This is a genomic window from Bradyrhizobium sp. STM 3557 (assembly GCF_045571465.1).
In the GTDB taxonomy this organism is placed as follows: Bacteria; Pseudomonadota; Alphaproteobacteria; order Rhizobiales; family Xanthobacteraceae; genus Bradyrhizobium.
The window spans coordinates 3,882,905-3,901,867 of sequence record NZ_CP120697.1 but is presented as its reverse complement, the minus strand read 5'-3'; the positions used below and the strand labels follow the sequence as shown (position 1 = coordinate 3,901,867).

General features: G+C 64.7%; 15 protein-coding genes. 5 read left to right on the top strand and 10 right to left on the bottom strand.

Annotated elements, in window-relative coordinates:
- Window positions 1–3 precede the first annotated feature (3 nt).
- From sufC to P6U24_RS17665, 3 genes are all read right to left on the bottom strand, one after another.
- Complete coding sequence (gene sufC, locus P6U24_RS17675) at window positions 4–759, bottom strand: Fe-S cluster assembly ATPase SufC (protein ID WP_407160342.1); 756 nt, start codon at window positions 757–759, stop codon at window positions 4–6.
- 121 nt (window positions 760–880) lie between these two features.
- Window positions 881–2,377 carry a Fe-S cluster assembly protein SufB gene (gene sufB / locus P6U24_RS17670; RefSeq protein ID WP_407160341.1) on the bottom strand — a complete coding sequence of 499 codons (1,497 nt, stop codon included), beginning with the start codon at window positions 2,375–2,377 and terminating at the stop codon, window positions 881–883.
- A gap of 86 nt (window positions 2,378–2,463) precedes the next feature.
- Window positions 2,464–3,627: a cysteine desulfurase family protein gene (locus P6U24_RS17665; RefSeq protein WP_407160340.1), complete on the bottom strand. Its 1,164-nt coding sequence runs from the start codon at window positions 3,625–3,627 to the stop codon at window positions 2,464–2,466.
- Window positions 3,628–3,719: 92 nt separating this feature from the next.
- Between P6U24_RS17665 and P6U24_RS17660 the strand changes: the two genes are divergently transcribed.
- Both P6U24_RS17660 and P6U24_RS17655 read left to right on the top strand, forming a co-directional pair.
- Window positions 3,720–4,577 carry a LytTR family DNA-binding domain-containing protein gene (locus P6U24_RS17660; RefSeq protein ID WP_407160339.1) on the top strand — a complete coding sequence of 286 codons (858 nt, stop codon included), beginning with the start codon at window positions 3,720–3,722 and terminating at the stop codon, window positions 4,575–4,577.
- Between the two features lie 299 nt (window positions 4,578–4,876).
- On the top strand, window positions 4,877–5,524 hold the full coding sequence (locus P6U24_RS17655) for an alpha/beta hydrolase (protein ID WP_008971476.1): 648 nt from the start codon (window positions 4,877–4,879) through the stop codon (window positions 5,522–5,524).
- A gap of 38 nt (window positions 5,525–5,562) precedes the next feature.
- Here P6U24_RS17655 and P6U24_RS17650 read toward each other — a convergent pair whose 3' ends face one another.
- From P6U24_RS17650 to P6U24_RS17640, 3 genes are all read right to left on the bottom strand, one after another.
- Window positions 5,563–5,892, bottom strand: a complete 330-nt coding sequence (locus tag P6U24_RS17650) for a DMT family transporter (protein WP_407160338.1) — start codon at window positions 5,890–5,892, stop codon at window positions 5,563–5,565.
- Between the two features lies 1 nt (window position 5,893).
- Window positions 5,894–6,571, bottom strand: a complete 678-nt coding sequence (locus P6U24_RS17645) for a glutathione S-transferase family protein (RefSeq protein ID WP_407160337.1) — start codon at window positions 6,569–6,571, stop codon at window positions 5,894–5,896.
- 84 nt (window positions 6,572–6,655) lie between these two features.
- Window positions 6,656–7,759 (bottom strand): anhydro-N-acetylmuramic acid kinase, encoded by a 1,104-nt coding sequence (locus tag P6U24_RS17640; protein WP_407160336.1) that lies wholly within the window; start codon window positions 7,757–7,759, stop codon window positions 6,656–6,658.
- Between the two features lie 170 nt (window positions 7,760–7,929).
- Between P6U24_RS17640 and tyrS the strand changes: the two genes are divergently transcribed.
- Window positions 7,930–9,183 carry a tyrosine--tRNA ligase gene (gene tyrS / locus P6U24_RS17635; RefSeq protein ID WP_407160335.1) on the top strand — a complete coding sequence of 418 codons (1,254 nt, stop codon included), beginning with the start codon at window positions 7,930–7,932 and terminating at the stop codon, window positions 9,181–9,183.
- Between the two features lie 56 nt (window positions 9,184–9,239).
- Window positions 9,240–10,490 (top strand): MFS transporter, encoded by a 1,251-nt coding sequence (locus P6U24_RS17630; RefSeq protein ID WP_407160334.1) that lies wholly within the window; start codon window positions 9,240–9,242, stop codon window positions 10,488–10,490.
- Window positions 10,491–10,788: 298 nt separating this feature from the next.
- On the opposite strand, the gene chrA is transcribed toward P6U24_RS17630, so the two are convergent.
- The 4 genes from chrA to P6U24_RS17610 form a co-directional block, all read right to left on the bottom strand.
- Window positions 10,789–11,961, bottom strand: a complete 1,173-nt coding sequence (chrA, locus tag P6U24_RS17625) for a chromate efflux transporter (protein ID WP_407160333.1) — start codon at window positions 11,959–11,961, stop codon at window positions 10,789–10,791.
- Between the two features lie 22 nt (window positions 11,962–11,983).
- On the bottom strand, window positions 11,984–12,925 hold the full coding sequence (locus P6U24_RS17620) for a DUF1259 domain-containing protein (protein WP_407160499.1): 942 nt from the start codon (window positions 12,923–12,925) through the stop codon (window positions 11,984–11,986).
- A gap of 148 nt (window positions 12,926–13,073) precedes the next feature.
- The gene (locus P6U24_RS17615; RefSeq protein WP_407160332.1) at window positions 13,074–13,892 is read right to left on the bottom strand and encodes a chromate resistance protein ChrB domain-containing protein; all 819 of its coding nucleotides are present in this window, start codon (window positions 13,890–13,892) and stop codon (window positions 13,074–13,076) included.
- Window positions 13,893–14,098: 206 nt separating this feature from the next.
- Window positions 14,099–17,833, bottom strand: coding sequence for a DUF3971 domain-containing protein (locus P6U24_RS17610; RefSeq protein WP_407160331.1), 3,735 nt, complete (start codon window positions 17,831–17,833; stop codon window positions 14,099–14,101).
- Window positions 17,834–18,170: 337 nt separating this feature from the next.
- Between P6U24_RS17610 and P6U24_RS17605 the strand changes: the two genes are divergently transcribed.
- Entirely contained in the window at window positions 18,171–18,920 is a 750-nt protein-coding gene (locus P6U24_RS17605) for a peroxiredoxin (RefSeq protein WP_407160330.1), read from the top strand.
- Window positions 18,921–18,963: the final 43 nt, after the last annotated feature.

Genomic DNA, 18,963 nt, shown 5'->3' with positions numbered 1-18,963 from the left:
CGTTTAAGCCGCGGCTTCCTCGAACTGGGCGTAACCGGACTCCTCCAGCTCCAGCGCCAGCTCCTTGCCGCCGCTCGTCACCACACGGCCCTTCGACATCACGTGCACAAAGTCCGGCACGATGTAGTTGAGCAGCCGTTGATAATGAGTGATCACGATCATCGCGCGGTCAGGCGAACGCAGCGCGTTGACGCCATCGGCCGCGATGCGCAGCGCGTCGATGTCGAGGCCGGAATCCATCTCGTCGAGGATGCACAGGCTCGGCTCGAAAAGCGCCATCTGCAGCACCTCGTTGCGCTTCTTCTCGCCGCCGGAGAAACCGACATTGACGCCGCGCTTCAGCATGTCCTGTGGGATGTTGAGCGACTTGGCAACTTCGCGGACCTTCTTCAAAAAGTCCGGCGTCGAGAACTCTTCCTCGCCGCGCGCCTTGCGCTGCGCGTTCAGCGCGGTGCGCAGGAAGTTCATGGTGGCAACGCCGGGGATTTCGACCGGATACTGGAACGCCAGGAATACGCCCTTTGCGGCGCGCTCGTCCGGCTCCATCTCCAAGAGATCCTCGCCCTTGAACAGGATCTGGCCGCCGGTGACCTCATAGCCGGGCTTGCCGGCGATCACATGGGAGAGCGTCGACTTGCCGGAGCCGTTCGGCCCCATGATGGCGTGGATCTCACCTTCGTTCACCCTCAGCGAGAGCCCGTGAAGGATTTCGCGCTCCTCGACGCGGACCTGCAGGTTCTTGACTTCAAGCAATGCCATTGTTCTCTTCCGTTTGTTCCTCGTCCTGAGGAGCGCCGAAGGCGCATCTCGAAGGACGAAGGCCGAGATAATTTCAGGAAACCATCCGGCGGGACGGCTCGGGCCGTCCCGCGACGAGGTATTAGCCGACCGATCCTTCGAGCGAGATCGAGATCAGCTTCTGCGCCTCGACTGCGAACTCCATCGGCAGCTGCTGCAGCACGTCCTTGACGAAGCCGTTGACGACCAGGCCGACCGCCTCCTCCTGAGAAAGGCCGCGCTGGATGCAGTAGAACAGCACGTCCTCGGAGATCTTCGACGTCGTCGCCTCGTGCTCGAACACGGCCGAGGAGTTCTTGGCCTCGATATAGGGCACCGTGTGCGCGCCGCATTTGTCACCGATCAGGAGCGAGTCGCAGGCGGTGAAGTTGCGCGCGCCGGACGCCTTCCGGTGCGCGGTGACGAGACCACGATAGGTGTTCTGCGACTTGCCGGCGGCGATGCCCTTGGAGATGATCCGGCTCGACGTGTTCTTGCCGAGATGGATCATCTTGGTGCCGCTATCGACCTGCTGGAAGCCGTTCGAGATCGCGATCGAGTAGAACTCGCCGCGGGAGTTATCGCCACGCAGAATGCAGCTCGGATATTTCCAGGTGATCGCAGATCCCGTCTCGACCTGGGTCCAGGAAATCTTCGAATGGTTGCCGCGGCAGTCGCCACGCTTGGTGACGAAATTGTAGATGCCGCCCTTGCCTTCCGAATTGCCTGGGTACCAGTTCTGCACCGTCGAATATTTGATCTCGGCGTCATCAAGCGCGACCAGCTCGACCACGGCCGCGTGCAACTGGTTCTCGTCGCGCTGCGGCGCCGTGCAGCCCTCGAGATAGGAGACGTAGGAGCCCTTGTCGGCAATGATCAGCGTGCGCTCGAACTGGCCGGTGTTGCGCTCGTTGATGCGGAAGTACGTGGATAGCTCCATCGGGCAGCGCACACCCGGCGGCACGTAGACGAACGAGCCATCGGAGAACACCGCCGAGTTCAGCGTTGCGAAGAAGTTGTCCGAGGTCGGTACCACGCTGCCGAGATATTTCTGCACCAGCTCGGGATGCTCGCGGATCGCCTCCGAGATCGGCATGAAGATCACGCCGGCCTTCTTCAGCTCCTCCTTGAACGTGGTCGCCACCGAGACCGAATCGAACACCGCATCGACCGCGATCTTGCGCGACTCGGGACTGCCGGCGCCGGGCACCGGCTCGACACCCTCGAGGATCGCAACCTCGCGCAGGGGAATGCCGAGCTTCTCGTACGTCTTCAGGATCTCCGGATCGATCTCGTCGATCGAGGTGAGCTGCTTCTTCGGCTTCGGTGCCGCGTAATAGTAGATGTCCTGGTAGTCGATCTTCGGATAATCGACGCGCGCCCAGGTCGGCTCCTCCATGGTGAGCCAGCGGCGATATGCCTCCAGCCGCCATTCGAGCATCCAGGCGGGCTCGTTCTTCTTCCCAGAGATGAAGCGGATGGTATCTTCCGACAGCCCCTTCGGAGCCTTCTCGGATTCGATCAGGGTCTCAAACCCATATCGATACTGGTCGACGTCGATGCGCTTCACGCGCTCGACCGTCTCTTGTACGGCTGGCATTCCAATCCTCCGCTCGCGGTTTCAAGGACCGCGGTGGACATCAATTTGGAACCGTCTTACGACGTTTCTCCGACGAAATCACCTGCTTAGAATCGCTCCAGCACTGTTTCGTCGCTCCTCTTAATTAGGGTCCTGGACAGCTTCCGCCAAGCCTCAATGGCGCAATCGATGTCCGCTTCCTGCGTGGACCAGCCCAGACTGAGGCGCACCGCTCCCTGTGCGGCGCTGGAACCCACGCCCATGGCCCGAAGCACATGGGAGGCCTGCACCTTGCCCGACGAGCAGGCCGAGCCCGAGGACACCGAAATACCTTCCAGATCGAACCCGATCACGGCAGTCTCGGCCTTCATCCCACAGGCGGTGAACAGTGTGGTGTTGGGCAACCGGGGGACGTCGCCTGCGAACACCTGCGCGTCCCCGGCACTGCGCAGGCCCGTCTCCAGCCGGTCGCGCAGCCGCTCCAGGCGCGGCCGGTCGGCTTCAAGCGCAGTCGTTGCAGTCGTCAGGGCTGCCCCGAAGCCTGTGATTCCCATGACGTTCTCGGTTCCGGCGCGGCGCCCCCGTTCCTGTCCGCCGCCGCGGAGCAGCGGCGGCAGCCGCTCCGCGCCCGCGCCCAGGATTAATGCGCCGACGCCCTTCGGGCCGCCGATCTTGTGCGCGGAGACGGTGGCAAGATCTGCACCTAGATCCCTGATATTGAAAGGTATTTTTCCGAATGCCTGGATCGCATCGACGTGCAGCAGAGAGCCTGCCGCGTGGACGATGTCAGCGACTTCGGAGATCGGTTGGAGCGCGCCGGTTTCGTTATTGGCGGCCATCACCGAGACCAGCGCCGGTGGGCCGTCTGCCAGCATGTGGTGCAGCGCTTCCAGATCGATCACGCCTGAGGGGGTGACCGGGATGGTCCTGATGGCATCATGCGGGAACTGCCCTCCCGCCAGCACCGAGGGATGCTCGATCGCGGAGACCAGCAATCGCCCGACCGGCCCCGCCGGCGCGCGTAATCCGGGATTGAGCGCCAGCGCATTGGCCTCGGTTCCACCCGAGGTGAACACCACGTTGCGGGGAGCGGCGCCGACGGCCCGCGCCGCGGCCTCGCGCGCGTCTTCCATCAGCCGCCGCGCCTGCCTTCCTTCCGCATGCACGGACGATGGATTGCCGGCGATATCCATGGCGGCCGTCATCGCCGCGCGCGCCTCGGGGCGCAGCGGCGTGGTCGCGTTCCAATCGAGATAGATCCGCTCAGGCATGGGACCGTCTTAGCAGCTTTTCCACCGCGGCCAATCTCGGGTTGCGGCCGCTATGATATGGTTGGCGACGGAGCCCTGTGAAAGTCGGCCTCATGAACCAGATCGCACCCGCGCCGCCGCGCCCGTCCGACCGGCTGTTCTACGTGGCTGTCGCCGTGATTGCGCTCGGCATTGGACTGGTCAACGCACTGTCCGCCGCGCAGGATGCCTTATGGCGAGGGGCCCCCTATGATCTGGGCAAACGGCTGCTGTGGGAGACGACCAGCATTGTCGTCATCCTCCTCCTGGTGCCGCTGCTGCTCGCCGGCGTGCGGCGGATGCGGCGATCACCGGGCAGACTTGGACAGGCCGGTATCGCGCTTGCGACCATCGCGATCTTCTCAGCGCTCCACATCGCCGGCATGGTCGGCTTGCGCAAGCTGCTGCTGGCGCTGGCCGGCAGTGGCTACGACTTCCATTTGTCTCTGACGACCGTGGTCTACGAATTGCGCAAGGATATCGTCACCGCACTCCTGATCGGCAGCTCGATCTGGCTGTTCGACAGAAGCCGCAGGCTCGAGACGAGCGATGTTATGTCTCTGCCGACCAGCGACAGGGCGCCAGCAACGCCGCAGGCCTTGTGGCTGCGCGACGGCGCCAGCCGGGTTCGCGTTGTGCCCGGCGATATCGTCTGGGTCGCCTCGGCCGGCAACTATATCGAGTACGGCATGGCCGAGGGCGCACGGCATCTCATTCGCGGCACGCTGGCCTCGGCCGAGAGCCAGTTGGCCGGCTTCAACATTGTCCGGATCCATCGCACACGGCTCGCCAATCTCGATCGTGTCACCGCGCTGACCGCGAAGCCCTCGGGCGACTTCGATCTCACCTTCGATACCGGCGAAACCGTCCAGGGCAGCCGCCGCTATAGGAGCGCAGTCCATCTGCACGACGCCGCAAGCGCGCTGCAATAGTACGAAAATACCAGGATTTTCAATCGATTGGCCGCGGGCTCACCACGGTGGTCTGGGCCGAAAATCGACCCTTACCTCCGGATCGGCCGCTAACGCCTTGAAGCCATTGCGGGATGTTCAAAATCCTTGCTTTTTGCCCCTGGCCTCATGCTAGAAGGCGCCACCTGTTCACGTAAGCGCCGTCCGCAGCACGCAACTTCGACGGCGTTTCCAATCACCACTTTTCCTGCGGGGTTTCGTCGGCGGGAGCCGGATGAAGCAAGCACGAAGTCGGTCGATGCTCTCTCAAGGACGCACTGATGCCTGAAGTCATCTTCAACGGTCCGGCGGGCCGTCTCGAAGGCCGTTATCATCCGGCCAAGCAGAAGAACGCGCCGATTGCGATGATCCTGCATCCGCATCCGCAATTCCACGGCACGATGAATCACCAGATCGTCTATCAGTGCTACTACGCGTTCGCGCATCGCGGCTTTTCGGTGCTGCGTTTCAACTTTCGCGGGGTCGGCCGCAGCCAGGGCTCGTTCGATCACGGCACCGGCGAGTTGTCGGACGCGGCCTCCGCGCTCGACTGGGCGCAGACCATCAATCCCGAGGCGCGCGCCTGCTGGGTCGCCGGTTTCTCGTTCGGCGCCTGGATCGGCATGCAGCTTTTGATGCGCCGTCCCGAGGTCGAAGGCTTCATCTCGATCGCCCCGCCCGCCAACCTCTACGACTTCTCGTTCCTGGCGCCCTGCCCGTCGTCGGGCCTGATCGTGCATGGCGAGCGCGACGCCGTGGTGCCGCCGAAGGACGTCAACACGCTGGTCGAGAAGCTGAAGACGCAGAAGGGCATCGTGATCGATCAGCAGGTCATCCCCGGCGCCAACCACTTCTTCGACGGCAAGCTCGAGCCGTTGATGGAGACCATCACGGCCTATCTCGACATGCGCCTCGCCAACGTGCGGTAAGGTTTGTCCGCGGGCGCGCCTCCGCCCGCGGATCTCGCTCACGTCGACGCCAGCTTCAGCGCTCCGATCCCGGCCAGCACCAGCACAATGCCGGCAATCTTCATCAGGCCCAGCGTCTCGCCGAACAGCAGCGCCCCCATGAGCACCGTGCCGGCAGCGCCTATTCCCGTCCACACGGCATAGGCGATGCCGACCTCCAGGACCTGCAGCGCACGCCCGAGCAGAAACACGAACGCCGCAAGCAGCAGCAACGAGATCAGGCTCCAGCCGAGGCGCGTATAGCCGTCGGCATTTTTCATCGCGATCGCCCAGCCGACGTCGAGCAGACCGGCAACGATCAGCGCAATCCAAGCGAGCGCCTGAGACATCTTAGGCGGCGAGCTTCAGGAGATGCGCGTCGTGGCGCGCGAGGAAGGCGCGCAACAGCTGCTGATAATCGGCGCCGACCGCGCTCCTCACGCTTCGGCGCTGCGCCAGCGCACCGCGCCAGGCGCGCACTTTGGGCGTGCGATCAAACATGCCGAGATCCCTGATCTCGTCGAACACCTCGAAATAGCGGAAGACCGGCGCGAACACCGCGTCCACAAGGCTGAATTTTTCGCCGGCGAAGAACGGCCCCTCTTTCAGCGCAGCCTCGACCCGCGCGAACTTCGCGATCAGCGCCTGCCGCTTGGACTCGAACACAGCGGCGTCCTGCGTGGTCTCCAGCCCCCACAGATCGGACAAGATCGCCGAGCCGAATTCCATCCAGGCGCGGTGCTGGGCACGCGCGAGCGGATCGGCAGGATGCAGCTTCGGCCCTGGCTGCGTCTCCTCGATGTATTCGCAAATGACGTTGCTTTCGAACAGCGCCACCTCGCCGCTCTCGGTCCCGACCGTCAGCACCGGCACCTTGCCGAGCGGCGAGATCTTCAGGAACCAATCAGGCTTGTTGGCGAGATCGATATCGATCCGCTCGAACGGAACGCCCTTCTCGTTCAGCGCGATCACGGCGCGCTGAACGTAGGGACAGAGCTTGTGACTGATCAGTTTCAGCACCGCGGTCATGGAGGTCTCCTCACCATTTCATGCAGATGCATCAAAATACATGCACCTGCATTCAATCGTCAAGATCCATGCACCTGCATCTACTCACGGCCGCGCGATTACACCGCCCGTCATCGGCATCGAAACACCGGTCGTAGTGGGATAGCTGAGCGGCAGGCCCTTCATGCCGCGCGCCGCGAGAAAGCCGAACGCCTGCGCCTCGATCGCATCGGCCGACCAACCGAGCGCGTCGGCGGCCTCCACGGTGGCCGGCGCGAGATGCTCGCGCAGCATCCGCATCATCGTGAGATTGCGGGCGCCGCCGCCGCAGATGATCCAGCTCGCAGGGACCTTCGGCAGCAGCGGCACGATACGCGCCAGCGCCGCCGCGGTGAATGCGGTCAGCGTCGCCGCGCCATCGGCCGGTGCCACGTCGCCGAGCCTCAGCGCGGCGAAATCATTGCGGTCGAGCGATTTCGGCGGCCGCGCCGCGAAGAACGGCAGCTTCAGCGCTTCGGTCACCCACGCCTCGTCCGCGGTGCCCTGCGCCGCCATGCGGCCGTCCTGATCGAATGTCTGGCCAAGGTGGCGGAACATGAAATCGTCGAGCAGCGCGTTCCCGGGACCGGTATCGCAGGCGATCAGCGTGCTGTCGCCATCGATATAGGTGATGTTGGAAACGCCGCCGATATTGGCGACCACGATCGGCCCCTCGCGCTGCAGGGATTGCGCCAGCGCACGGTGATAGACCGGCACCAGCGGCGCACCCTGCCCGCCCGCCTCGACGTCGGCGGCGCGGAAATCGTGCATCACCGGAATGTGGATCGCCTTCGCCAACGCCGGCGCGTCGCCGATCTGCACGGTCAGCCGCCGCTCCGGCCGATGCAGCACGGTCTGGCCATGAAAGCCGACGATGTCGATGTGCTCGGCGGTCAGGCGGTGCTGCGCCAGGAAGGCGGCGACCGCCTCGGCATGGGCCCATGTGACCACCCGCTCGGCCTCGCGCAGCACGCCCGGGCGCGCCTCGCGCGCGGTCAGGTTCACGGCCTCCACCAGCGCCTGGCGCAGCAGGCCGCGCTCGGTCGCGCCATACGGCCGGTATCCGGTCGGCCCGAATGCCTTGATCTGCCGGCCATCGGTTTCGAGCAGCGCAACGTCGACCCCGTCGAGCGACGTGCCGCTCATCAACCCGAGTGTGGTCAGAATCATCGCCATTTGAACCTGAAAACACCTAGCTTTCGCACGAAGTGCGGCCGATTTGCGGTCTGGCTTGTGCAACCAGCCTGCTTCTTATAAGCCACGACGCGCGCCTGGATCCGCCAAGTGTTCCGCCTTTGCGCGAAGACAGCGTAAACACCATTCGTCAGAGTCGTCGATAAATGACTGCCTTCAAGTCCGATTTTCTCAACGTCCTGCAGAACCGCGGCTTCATTCATCAGTGCTCGGATTTCGAGGGGCTGGATGCGCTCGCGGCCAAGGGCCAGGCGACTGCTTACGTGGGCTACGACTGTACCGCGCCATCGCTGCACATCGGCAACTTCCTGACCATGATGATGCTGTATTGGCTGCAGCAGACCGGCAACAAGCCGATCACGCTGATGGGCGGCGGTACCACGATGGTCGGCGATCCCTCCGGCAAGGACGAGACACGGGCGATGCGCACGGTCGCGGAGATCGAATCCAACAAGGCCTCGATCCGCACTGTGTTCGCCAAGGTGCTGCGCTACGGCGATGGCGCGACCGACGCGGTCATGCTCGACAATGCCGAGTGGCTGACGCAATTGAACTGGATCGAGATGCTGCGCGACATCGGCCGGCACTTCTCGGTCAACCGCATGCTGACCATGGACTCGGTGCGGCTTCGGCTCGAGCGCGAGCAGGAGATGAGCTTCATCGAGTTCAACTACATGGTCTGCCAGGCCTATGATTTCGTCGAGCTGTCGCGGCGCGTCGGCTGCCGGCTGCAGATGGGCGGCTCGGACCAGTGGGGCAACATCGTCAACGGCGTCGAGCTCGGCCGCCGCATGGGCACCCCGCAGCTGTTCGCGCTGACGACGCCGCTGCTCACGACGTCGTCCGGCGCCAAGATGGGCAAGACCGCGCAGGGCGCGATCTGGCTCAATGCCGACCAGTGCAGCCCGTATGATTTCTGGCAATACTGGCGCAACACCGAGGATGCCGACGTCGCGCGCTTCCTGAAGCTGTTCACCACCCTGCCGCTCGACGAGATCGAGAAGCTCGCGGCCTTGCAGGGCGCCGAGATCAACGAGGCCAAGAAGGCGCTCGCGGACGCCGCCACCACGCTGCTGCATGGCACGGAAGCGGCGCGCACCGCGGCCGAGACCGCGCGGCGCACCTTCGAGGAAGGCGCGATCGCCGAGAACCTGCCGACGGTGGATATTCCATCTGCCGAACTAGAAGCTGGCGTCGGCGTGCTCAACGCCTTCGTCAAGGCCGGTCTTGTCGCCTCCAACGGCGAGGCGCGCCGGCAGATCAAGGGCGGCGGCCTGCGCGTGAACGATGCGCCCGTGACCGATGAGAAGATGGTGCTGACGCGAAGGGATTTGACTGCGGAAGGCGTGGTCAAGCTGTCGTTCGGCCGCAAGCGCCACGTCCTGCTCAAGCCCGCATAGCCGCATTCGGTTTTCGCTGCTTGTCAGAGAGCACGGAAGCGCGCTCCCTGACGGGCATGAAAGCAGATGCGCTACGGGAGGACGCACCATCAGCAGCGCCGCCGACCATGGCGCGCGTGGCGCTGGTCGTGCTCGCCCTGTGCTTTGCGCTCTCCGTGCTCGGCCGCGGTCTCGGCGAAAGCTTCACCGTCTTCTTAAAGCCGATCTCGGAGAGTTTCGGCTGGGACCGTGGCCAGGTGGTCTCGATCTACTCGCTGGCGGCGCTGACCGGTGGTCTCGCCGCGCCACTGATCGGCCGGCTTTTCGACCATTCCGGTCCGCGCACGGTTTACGCGGCCGGACTGCTGTTGCTGGGCGGAGCCTTCCTGACCGCCTCGGTCGCGCGACATCTCTGGCAGTTCCAGCTCAGCCTCGGCCTGTGCGTCGGCACGGGCATTGCGCTGATCGGCAACGTACCGAACTCGATCCTGCTCGGCCGCTGGTTCGGCCCCAAGCTGCCGACCGCGATGGCGGTGATCTACTCGGCGACCGGCGCCGGCGTGTTGATCCTGCTGCCCGCGTCCCAGCTCCTGATCGACCGCATCGGCTGGCCAGCGGCCTATCGGCTGTTCGGCGTGACCGCGCTCAGCCTGTTGGTTCCGCTATTGTTGCTGCCGTGGCGGCTGTTCGCACGTGGCGCGCCGCATGTGGTCCGCAGGCTCGGCGACGAGCCTGCCGATGACGGCTGGACTCTGCTCCGAGCGATAGGCCATCACGCCTTCTGGGCGCTGTTCGCGACCTTCTTCTTCACCGCGATCGGCATGTATGCGATCGCGCCGCAGGTCGTCGCCTATCTGATCGACGTCGGCTTTCCGCCGCTGCAGGCCGCGACCGCGTGGGGCTTCTCCGGAGTCGTGCTGCTGTTCGGCATGCTCGGCGTGTCCTGGCTCGACGGGCTGATCGGCCGCCGGCCATCGGTGCTGTTCAGCTACGCTCTCTCGATCGCCGGCATTCTCATGTTATGGGGGCTGCAATGGGCGCCGAACATCTGGCTGCTAACCGGCTTCGTCATCTGCTTCGGCAGCATGATCGGCTCGCGCGGTCCACTGCTATCGGCGACGGCGATGAAGATCTTCCACGGCAAGCGGGTTGGCACCATCTATGGCACGATCTCGATCGGCAGCGGGCTCGGCTCCGCGCTCGGCTCATGGGGAGGCGGCATCATCCACGACCTCACGCACAGCTACAATTCGCTGATTGCCCTGGCGCTGGTCAGCGTCATCATCGGCATGATTCCCTTCTTGGTTGTTCGGGCGCTTCGTAATTAGTTGATCGTGCTGACGGCAGCCTCCAATCTCTCCAAGGTATCAGGACCACGTAATATCCTCGACGTCATTATATCCTCGACGTCATTGCGAGGAGCGATAGCGACGAAGCAATCCAGGATCCGTCTGCCGAGGCAGTCTGTATTGCTTCGGCGCGCAGGCGCGCCTCGCAATGACGTCATCCAAGCCACGTGCCAGACTAGAGCCTTTTCCGTTCCGATCGAATCGGAACGGGGCTCTAGCTTTTTGTTTTGACGCGTTTTCTTGACGCGAACCGGTGTCCACTTCGCTTGAAAACGCTCTAATGCACCATGACCCATGTCGGCTGCAGGATCGGATAGGCGATCAGGCCGACAATGGCGGTGGCGGCGATCAGCAGCGGATTACTGACCTTCCATCGAAACAGGACGGCAAGCGATACAATGCCGATCAGCGCCGTCAGCCAGTCGCCGATCGCGATGCGGCCGAGCAGGATGCAGGCGCCGAGGATGGTTCCGATCGCGGCGGCATAGGCCCCCTTGACGAAGCCCTGTACGTTCGGATTGGCGCGATGCCGGGCGAGCAGGGGCGCGGCAATCAGCACGAACAGGAATGACGGCAGGAAGATCCCGACGGTCGAGACCAGCGAGCCCCAGAAGCCCGCGACCAGATAGCCGACGAAGGTCGCGGTGATGACGACCGGTCCCGGGCTGATCATGCCGATCGCCACCGCGATCAGGAACTGGCGCTGATCGAGCCAGCCGAACTGCTGCACGAGCCCCTGCTCCAGGAACGGCACGATCACCAAGCCGCTGCCAAAGGTGAGCGAACCCGCCTTGAGAAAGAACAGCAGCAGCTTGCCGAGGATCGAGCTCGACGTCTGCGGCGCGAGCTGCGCCAGCACGGGAGCCGCCATGGAGAATGCAGGCGGTGTTTTCCGGATCAGGCCTCCATACCAGAGAATGCCGACAATGCCGGCGCCGATGAAGAGCAGCGCGACCTCGGCCTGAAGAAGCACCGTCACGCCCAGGCAGACCGCGGCGATGACCCATTGTAGCCGGTCTTCCATGCCGAGCTTGGCGAGGCGGTAGCAGGAATGCAGGATCAGCGCGATGACGGCTGGACTGACTCCGTAGAAGATGCCTGTAACGGCCTTGAGATCTCCGAGGTAAACATAGAGCGCGCCGAGCGCGGCGACGATGGCGAAGTTCGGCAGGATGAACGCCCAGCCGCCCGCCCATGCGCCCCAGAAGCCGCCGCGGAGGTAGGAAATGTAGATGCCGACCTGGATTGCGAGCGGTCCCGGCAGCGACTGGCAGATCGCGATGGCTTCGCGCATCTGCTCCCTGGAGAGCCATTTCCGGCCATCGACCAGCTCGCGCTCCATCTGGCCGACCAGAGCCACCGGCCCGCCGAAGCCAAGGAAGCCCAGCCGCAGGAAGTAGCGGACCAGCTCGCCGATCCGCCCGCTTCCAATCGTCGTGTTCGTCGTCATTGTCCGTGCCCCCGACCGGCCCTCAACTCTTCGTGCTCGCGGTCTTGTCCAGTGCCGCACGCAGCCCCCTGGCGAGCTGAAGTGCGTCGTCGTTGGCCCAGAAATGCATGAAGAAGAGGCGCGGCTGCTCGTCCAGCATGTGACTGTGGAGCGCCGTCACCTCGATGCCGTGCGTCCTGAGCGCCGTGATCACCGGGTTCACTTCGTCGCTGGTGAGGACGAAGTCGCCTGTGATCGCCGCCTTGCCGCCACCGGTCGGTTGAAAGTTGATGCCAATCGCGACCCCCATCGGCCCGACGGGAGTGAGCTGCATGCCCTCCTGGGTGATCGGATCGCGGCGCGGCACGTTGAACTGATAGACCCCGCCATTCGCCTGACCTTTGACGCCGATGATCTGATCGAGTTGCGCCGTGTCCAGATCGACGGCGGGCGGTGCCGTCGACATGGCGACGGTGAGCGGTGTCCTGCTTTCCGCTAGTGCGTCGTGGATGGCGGTCGCGAGCTTCACCGGGTCACCGTGCCCCGCAACATGCATGTAGAAGGTCTCGGGGTTGGCGCGCAGCAGATGGTTGTGCACCGCGGTGATCTCAAGGCCATTCGCGATCATCTTCCCCATCACCGGACTGATCTCGCCATCCAGCAGCACCAAATCCCCCATGACCATTGCGCCGCCATGCATCGGCTTGAAGGCGAGCCAGCCGCCGAGCGCCAAAGCCGGCTTGATCGACACACCGTCCAGGCTCACCGAGAGATCCGTGCGCGGAAATCCGTAGCGATGCACGTCGCCGCTGACGGCAGGCTTGCGGCCAAGAATGTCGTCGACCTTCTGCCAGTCGATATCCTGCGCATGCGCTGTGGACACGAACGGCTCGGCGAAGATTTGCCAGTCGATTTTCTGCGCGTCCGCAGCCGTGATCAGAACGGCCAAGACAATCGACGCCGCAGCGAAGTGAGTCTTGCGCATCTGTGCCTCCATGGTTTTGGATCGCCTTAGTTTGTCCTGCTCCATCCGTGGACGGCCGCTTCGTCGATCGGAAGAGACCGCCGATGATCTCGGCGCGGCAGACGACCGTTCGTTGGCGGCCGTCTGCCTCGCGCAAGGCTGCCGCAGGTTACGGCTTGACCTTGTTGGTCGGCCAGTTGTGGGTTTCCTTGGTGGCGTCTCGGCACCAGCGATAGAAGGCGTCATACAGCGGAAGTCCAGCGTTCAGCTGCTCCAGATCGTCGTCGTACATGCGCGACAGGCCAAGCGATGCGGCGAGAAGGCCGGGTGCTTCCGGCGAGAGATCGAGGCGCGCGGTGTCGGCGGCGCGCACCATGGTCGCGAGGCGATCGAGAGGCGGCGTCGACAGGCCGAACTCCGCGACCATCACATCGAACGTGCAGAGCTCGCCGCGATGGCTCCAGAAGACGTGCTCGATATCGAAAGGCGTCGCGTCGAATCGGTCGGCTACGGTTTCGACTTCGGACGGCGCGACGAACAGAAACACGGCGCTAGGATCGACGAAGCGGCGGATCAACCACGGACAGGCGATACGGTCGATCTTGGGACGCGCGCGCGTCACCCAAATCGTGCGACCGCGCCCGTCCCGTTTGGGGATCTTGTCAGCGGGGACGGTCGGCAAGCCGGCCGCGTTCCACGCGACCTGGCCTCCCTCGAGGCTCTCGGCGGCGATGTTGCAGTGACGCAGCCAGGCGGCCGTGCCCTCGCTCAGCTTCTGTCCTTTGTGACAGATGACGACGACGGATTGGCCTGACAGGCTCGAGGCCCATTCGTTCACATCGCGATGCGAACGCCGCAACGCTCCCGGAACGAGGCGCGGGTCCGCGTCGAAATCTTGATCGATGCGGACGTCGATGATGGCCGGCGCGCCCGGCGTGCCGATCAGACGGAACAGCTTCTCAGGGGAAATTGAGGTGTAGGATGACATGATGCGCCCTTGGTGACAGGACGCGATTCTTGGGCATGTCGCCTCGCGGGGAGATCGCATGTCCCCGTGCCGCGGATCAAACGCGCGCAAGAGCTGTCTGTCAACAGGCAGCTTTTCGGTCTGGCGATCACGACCAGGTCAGCAGCACCTCTGACCGGCCCAGCGGCAAGTGGATCGCCGCATCGCGAAATGATCCGCGGCCCCGCTCAGTTGTTCGGCTGCACGTCCATCGGCGGCGTCAAGCCAGGCTGCTGCTTGCCGGTGTTGAACTGGAAGATATTGCGGAACACGCCGGGCGCCATCGCCGAGATCGGATTGATGCGCACCACCGGCTTGCCGGGCGTGCCGACCACCTCATAGGTGACGCCGATGAAGCCTTCCTTGTTGCCGTTGCCGAGCAGGAGGCCGAAGAGAGGAATCTGGCCGGCGATGTTGTTCAACCCGTAAGCGGGAATGATGGTACCGCTCATCCGCACCTGGTTGTTGTTGTAGTCGATATTGCCCTCGATGGTCAGGCCGATCGCCGGTCCCTGCACGGTGCCGTCCCTGACCGAGAGCAGGCCCGTCTGCCGGGTGAATTCCGCCCGCATCGCCGTGAAGCCGATGGGCTGCCCGCCATTGCCGCCGCCGGCGACGGCCCGGTCGAGCGCCTGCTCACCCTTGACGCTGAAATTGCGCACGTTGATCAGCCCTTCCTTCGGGCTGGAATCGGCGGTCGGCGGCTCCATCGCCAGCTCGAGCTGGCCGCCAGTGACCTTGGTGTAGGTGTCGGTGAAGTTCAGGAAGGCGCCGGCGTCATTGGTCTGCAGATAGATGATCTCGCGGCCCTGGGCGCGACTGCCGCGCAGGTCCGCCGTGACGGGCGTATCGCGGCCGATGCGCAGATCGGCGGTGACCGGCGTGTCGCGTCCGAGTTTGCCGGTCAGGCTGAAGCTCTTGAAGGCGCCGCCGCGCCGCGACAGCTTGAGATCGATGCTGCGCAGCGCCTCGCCATTGAAGCCGGCGATCGCACCCAGCTTCACGTCGGCATCCAGGTCGAGCGTCTTCGATCTGACCTTGTCGGAATCCTTGCTGCTGGTGCCGGACATCGTCGACTTGATGAAGCCGCGGCCGTCGAACACGTCGCCGCGCATCGTCACCTTGAGCACGCCGTCCTGGCCGCGCTCGGCCTTAAGCTGGGTCTTGTCGCCTTCCGATGGCGAGTAGGTCGGGAAGCTCACATTCATCAGGTCGCCGTTCTGGTCGACCTCGAGCGAGCCCTTGATCGAGGCACCGCCGCCTTCGATCACGATGTCCTCGAACCGCGTCGATTGCGGCTTCGGCACCACGTTGAAGGTCGCCTTGCCGGCCCTACCCGGCTGCTTCACCCAGCCCGGCAGCACGTTGTCGAGCTTGAGCTGGGTGAGGTCGGCCTCGACGCCGAGCTTGCTGTCGTGGTCGCCGGAGGCGGCAATCTTGCCGTTCAGCTTGAGCGGGACGTTGCCGGTGGCGGCGGAGCCGAGATCGAGGCCGAGGCGGGCGCGGCTGGCATCGTCGAGCGTCGCCTGCAGCTTGATTTCGGCATCGCCCTCGGCCGGCTTGCGATAATCGAGCGCGGCCTGCTGGCCGCTGATCTTGACGTCGCCCTTGACCTGGTAGCCGGCGTTGTTGGCAGCGACCTTGAGCAGATTGGCCTCGAGTTTCTGGTTCATCACGAGCTTATCGGCGGAAAAGCCGTTGAGCTCGGCGGTGACGGCGTAGCTGGTGTCGGTCTTGGACAGCTCGCCCTTCACCGGCATACCGAGATTGATGGCGGCCTGGAACGTGCCCTTGGCGGAGTTGGGATCGACCGGCGTCGCCAGGTCGCTCAGCCGGTCCGAGGCGAGCACCTCGGCGGCCGCCGCGATCGGACCGTCGACGCGCATCCTGATCCGGGATGGCGGCGGCTTCGGCGCCATGTCTGGCACCTCGAACACCACGTCCGAGAAATTGAGCTTGCGTCCGGCCGGCGTGTCGGCCGCGCCCTGCCCGATATTGACGGTCGCGCTCTTGCCGGTGACATGCGCCCTGAGGTCAGCGTCGCGCACCGACGGAAGGCCGTCGACCGGCCGCAAGGTCACGCCCGACGCGACGATGTTCACGTCGAGGCCGTCCTCTGGGATCGGCGGCCCCTTGCGCGGCAGGTTCTTCACCGGCGAGTTGACCGCGACGTCGAGCCGCTGCAGCGAGCCGCGCTCGATGCGCTCGATCACCCAGGCCCGCACCTCCGGCACGATCAGCGCAGGCCAGATCCGCTTCAATGCCGAGGCCGACATCGGCGTGCCGGCGAAGCCGAGCTTCAGCCGCGGCTCGCCGGAATATTCTATGCTGCCGGTGCCTGCGATGCCGATCTCGCCATTGCTGATATCGGCCTGCGAGAGCAGCACTCGCTTGGCCTCGGCGTCGAAGCGGACGTTGACCGAGATCCGGTTGAAGATCAGCGGCGGCTCGCTATCGATGCCGGCGAGCACGATGGTGCCGCCGGACAAGCCGAGCCGCCAATCATTGGCAACGTCATTCGGCGGCTCGAGATGGGCGAGCAACGTGATCCGGTTGGCGCCGGAAACCACCTTGAGCGGCGCCACCAGCGCGCGGCGGTTGGAGTCCCATTCCAGGCTGAGCTCTGCCGAATCGATCGCCATCGGATAGTCGGGCGTGTCGGTATCGATGATGTTGCCGGCGCCGATCGCGATCTTGCCGCGCAGATAGGTCGGCACACCGTCGCGGCCGAGGTCGCCCTTGATCTCGCCGGACATCGGCAGATCGGCCATGTAGGTCAGGTCCTTCAGCCGCAGCGCCAGCAGAATGTTGCTGGTCGAGACCTTTTCGGCCTTGATGTCGACGGTGCGCACGCCGTTCTCCGGCGCGCCGACCAGGACCTTCAGCGACCATGGCTTGGCGCCCTCCTCGCCAAGGCTCACGGCGACGCCGCCGCCGGAGGGCCGGCGCATGCTGAGGCTGATGTTCTCGAACGTCCATTTGTTGCCGCGCTGCTGGTCGTCGACCACCAGCACGCCGTTCTTGAGGCCGATCTCGTTCAGGTTCTGGCCGTCGAGCCCGGTCAGGCTCAAACTGTCGAGCCAGTCGAGGCCAGCGAGCAGACCGTTCTGCGCACTCGTGGTTGGCACCGGAACCGGACCGGCCCCGAGCGGCGCCTGCATGTTGATATCAGGCGTGGGAATGCCGGGCGTGGCGGGCGGTATCGGCCGGCCCGGGGGCGTGAAGGTCGGCGGCAGGCCGGCATCACGCTTGGAGGCCACGCCGGTCGCGAGCGGTTTGTTGCTGTCGCCAGTGGAAACGGTGACGGTGCCGTCAGGCGTAATGCGGACGGCAAGCTCGGCATCCACGAGCTTGAGACTCTCGGCGCGCAGCCGGCCCATCAGGAGGGCCGCGCCCGACAGCCGCACCTCGGCCTTGGGCGCGCTCGCCACCACGGCGTGGTCCTGGTCGCGCACGATGACGTCCCGGATACGTACCGCGATGTGGACGCGCCCGGCCCGCTCGATCTGGGTGCCGCCGACCTCGACGGTGTTGCCATTTCCGATATTGTCCTCGATCGCGGCGGCGAGCCAGGGCGTTGCGATGTCGAGATTGATCGGCCCGGTGCCGAGCCGCCACCACAGCACGGTGAAGCTCAAGGCGAACACCACGACCATCAGCGCCAGCGAAAGCGCGCACCGGCCGACCCAGCGCGAACGGCTCACCCAGCGGCGCAAACGTTCAGCGCGATTCGGCAAGCGGCGGCCTCTTGAGCCGCCCAGCAACTGGCGCGCGCGGTCATGCGCCGCCTCGTCGTGCTCGTCGTCATACTCGTGATGGGAGTCGTCGCGATGTGAATAGTCGAAATGTGACTCGTCGTCCCACGCGCCGGACGGAGCGCTCGCTTGCGGATTGGGTCTGTGGGTAGACGTATTCCTTGCCATTGCCTCTCGGTGCCGGCGTCTGCTGTCGAATTCGGATGGGGTGATGCCGATCTGCTTATCGGCGACCTGATTCGCGGCTTGCTTCCCGGCCCGGTTTCGCCCGTCGACAGGTAACGAGCGTTCCTCAGCCGGCATCGCCCCCAATCCTCGATTGATCCTGTTGCTCGTCGTCGGGCGCGTCCGGCTCACTTCAGCGTGCCGGACGGTGCGTCGAATTTCTTGTCACCATAGCCCGGGGCCGTCAGACTTGCCCAGTGGCCCTGTCATTTCCGGCGCACCGGACAAGACTCGAAATACTCCCATGATTGATCTGCCGAAAGCGACGAAAGGAAGGCGTATGTCAAAGGAATCGCGCAAGAAATCCTCCAGGGGCTCCGTCGGCCGATCTGGCCGGCAGTCGGTCGCTGCGCCGCGTTCCGGCAAGGCCGGCGCGCGGGCGGGAACGAAGGCCGCAGGACCTCCCAAGGCCGCCGCCAAGGCGAAGGCTGCGACGACGGCAGGGCCTGCGAAGACTGGCGCGAAGACGCCTGCACGCAGTCTAGCTGCTTCGAAGCCTGTCGCCAAACGCGTGAAACCACCGGCCGCCGCCAGCCGGGCTGCCGAATCGGGTGCCGGCCCGGCTGTGGTCCTGGAGGAAGGCGCGATCGCCCCGGATTTCACGCTGCCCCGCGACGGTGGCGGAACGGTCCGGTTGGCGGACTATGCCGGCCGCAAGCTGGTGCTGTTCTTCTATCCCAAGGCCAACACGCCCGGCTGCACCCGCGAGGCGATCGATTTCACCCGATTGCGCGAGGATTTTGCTGCCTGCGGGACTGCTGTACTCGGCGTCTCCGCCGACTCGGTCAAGGCGCAGGATGGCTTCCGCGACAAGCACCAGCTTGCAGTTCCGCTGCTCTCCGATGCCACGCACGCGATGCTCGAAGCGTACGGCGCCTGGGGCGAAAAATCCCTGTACGGCCGCAAGTTCCTCGGGATCATCAGGAGCACAGTGCTGATCGGCAGCGATGGGCGGATCGCCAGGATCTGGCGCAATGTGAAGGTCGATGGCCATGCCGAGGCGGTGCTCGCCGCGGCCCGCGCGCTTTAACGGCCGCACGTTCCATTGGCGGAAAATTAACCATGCAGGAGTC

Coding starts and splice junctions, on each gene's coding strand:
- sufC (WP_407160342.1), bottom strand. CDS start 759: ATGGCATTGCTTGAAGTCAAGAACCTGCAGGTCCGCGTCGAGGAGCGC.
- sufB (WP_407160341.1), bottom strand. CDS start 2,377: ATGCCAGCCGTACAAGAGACGGTCGAGCGCGTGAAGCGCATCGACGTC.
- P6U24_RS17665 (WP_407160340.1), bottom strand. CDS start 3,627: ATGCCTGAGCGGATCTATCTCGATTGGAACGCGACCACGCCGCTGCGC.
- P6U24_RS17660 (WP_407160339.1), top strand. CDS start 3,720: ATGAACCAGATCGCACCCGCGCCGCCGCGCCCGTCCGACCGGCTGTTC.
- P6U24_RS17655 (WP_008971476.1), top strand. CDS start 4,877: ATGCCTGAAGTCATCTTCAACGGTCCGGCGGGCCGTCTCGAAGGCCGT.
- P6U24_RS17650 (WP_407160338.1), bottom strand. CDS start 5,892: ATGTCTCAGGCGCTCGCTTGGATTGCGCTGATCGTTGCCGGTCTGCTC.
- P6U24_RS17645 (WP_407160337.1), bottom strand. CDS start 6,571: ATGACCGCGGTGCTGAAACTGATCAGTCACAAGCTCTGTCCCTACGTT.
- P6U24_RS17640 (WP_407160336.1), bottom strand. CDS start 7,759: ATGATTCTGACCACACTCGGGTTGATGAGCGGCACGTCGCTCGACGGG.
- tyrS (WP_407160335.1), top strand. CDS start 7,930: ATGACTGCCTTCAAGTCCGATTTTCTCAACGTCCTGCAGAACCGCGGC.
- P6U24_RS17630 (WP_407160334.1), top strand. CDS start 9,240: ATGAAAGCAGATGCGCTACGGGAGGACGCACCATCAGCAGCGCCGCCG.
- chrA (WP_407160333.1), bottom strand. CDS start 11,961: ATGACGACGAACACGACGATTGGAAGCGGGCGGATCGGCGAGCTGGTC.
- P6U24_RS17620 (WP_407160499.1), bottom strand. CDS start 12,925: ATGCGCAAGACTCACTTCGCTGCGGCGTCGATTGTCTTGGCCGTTCTG.
- P6U24_RS17615 (WP_407160332.1), bottom strand. CDS start 13,892: ATGTCATCCTACACCTCAATTTCCCCTGAGAAGCTGTTCCGTCTGATC.
- P6U24_RS17610 (WP_407160331.1), bottom strand. CDS start 17,833: ATGGCAAGGAATACGTCTACCCACAGACCCAATCCGCAAGCGAGCGCT.
- P6U24_RS17605 (WP_407160330.1), top strand. CDS start 18,171: ATGTCAAAGGAATCGCGCAAGAAATCCTCCAGGGGCTCCGTCGGCCGA.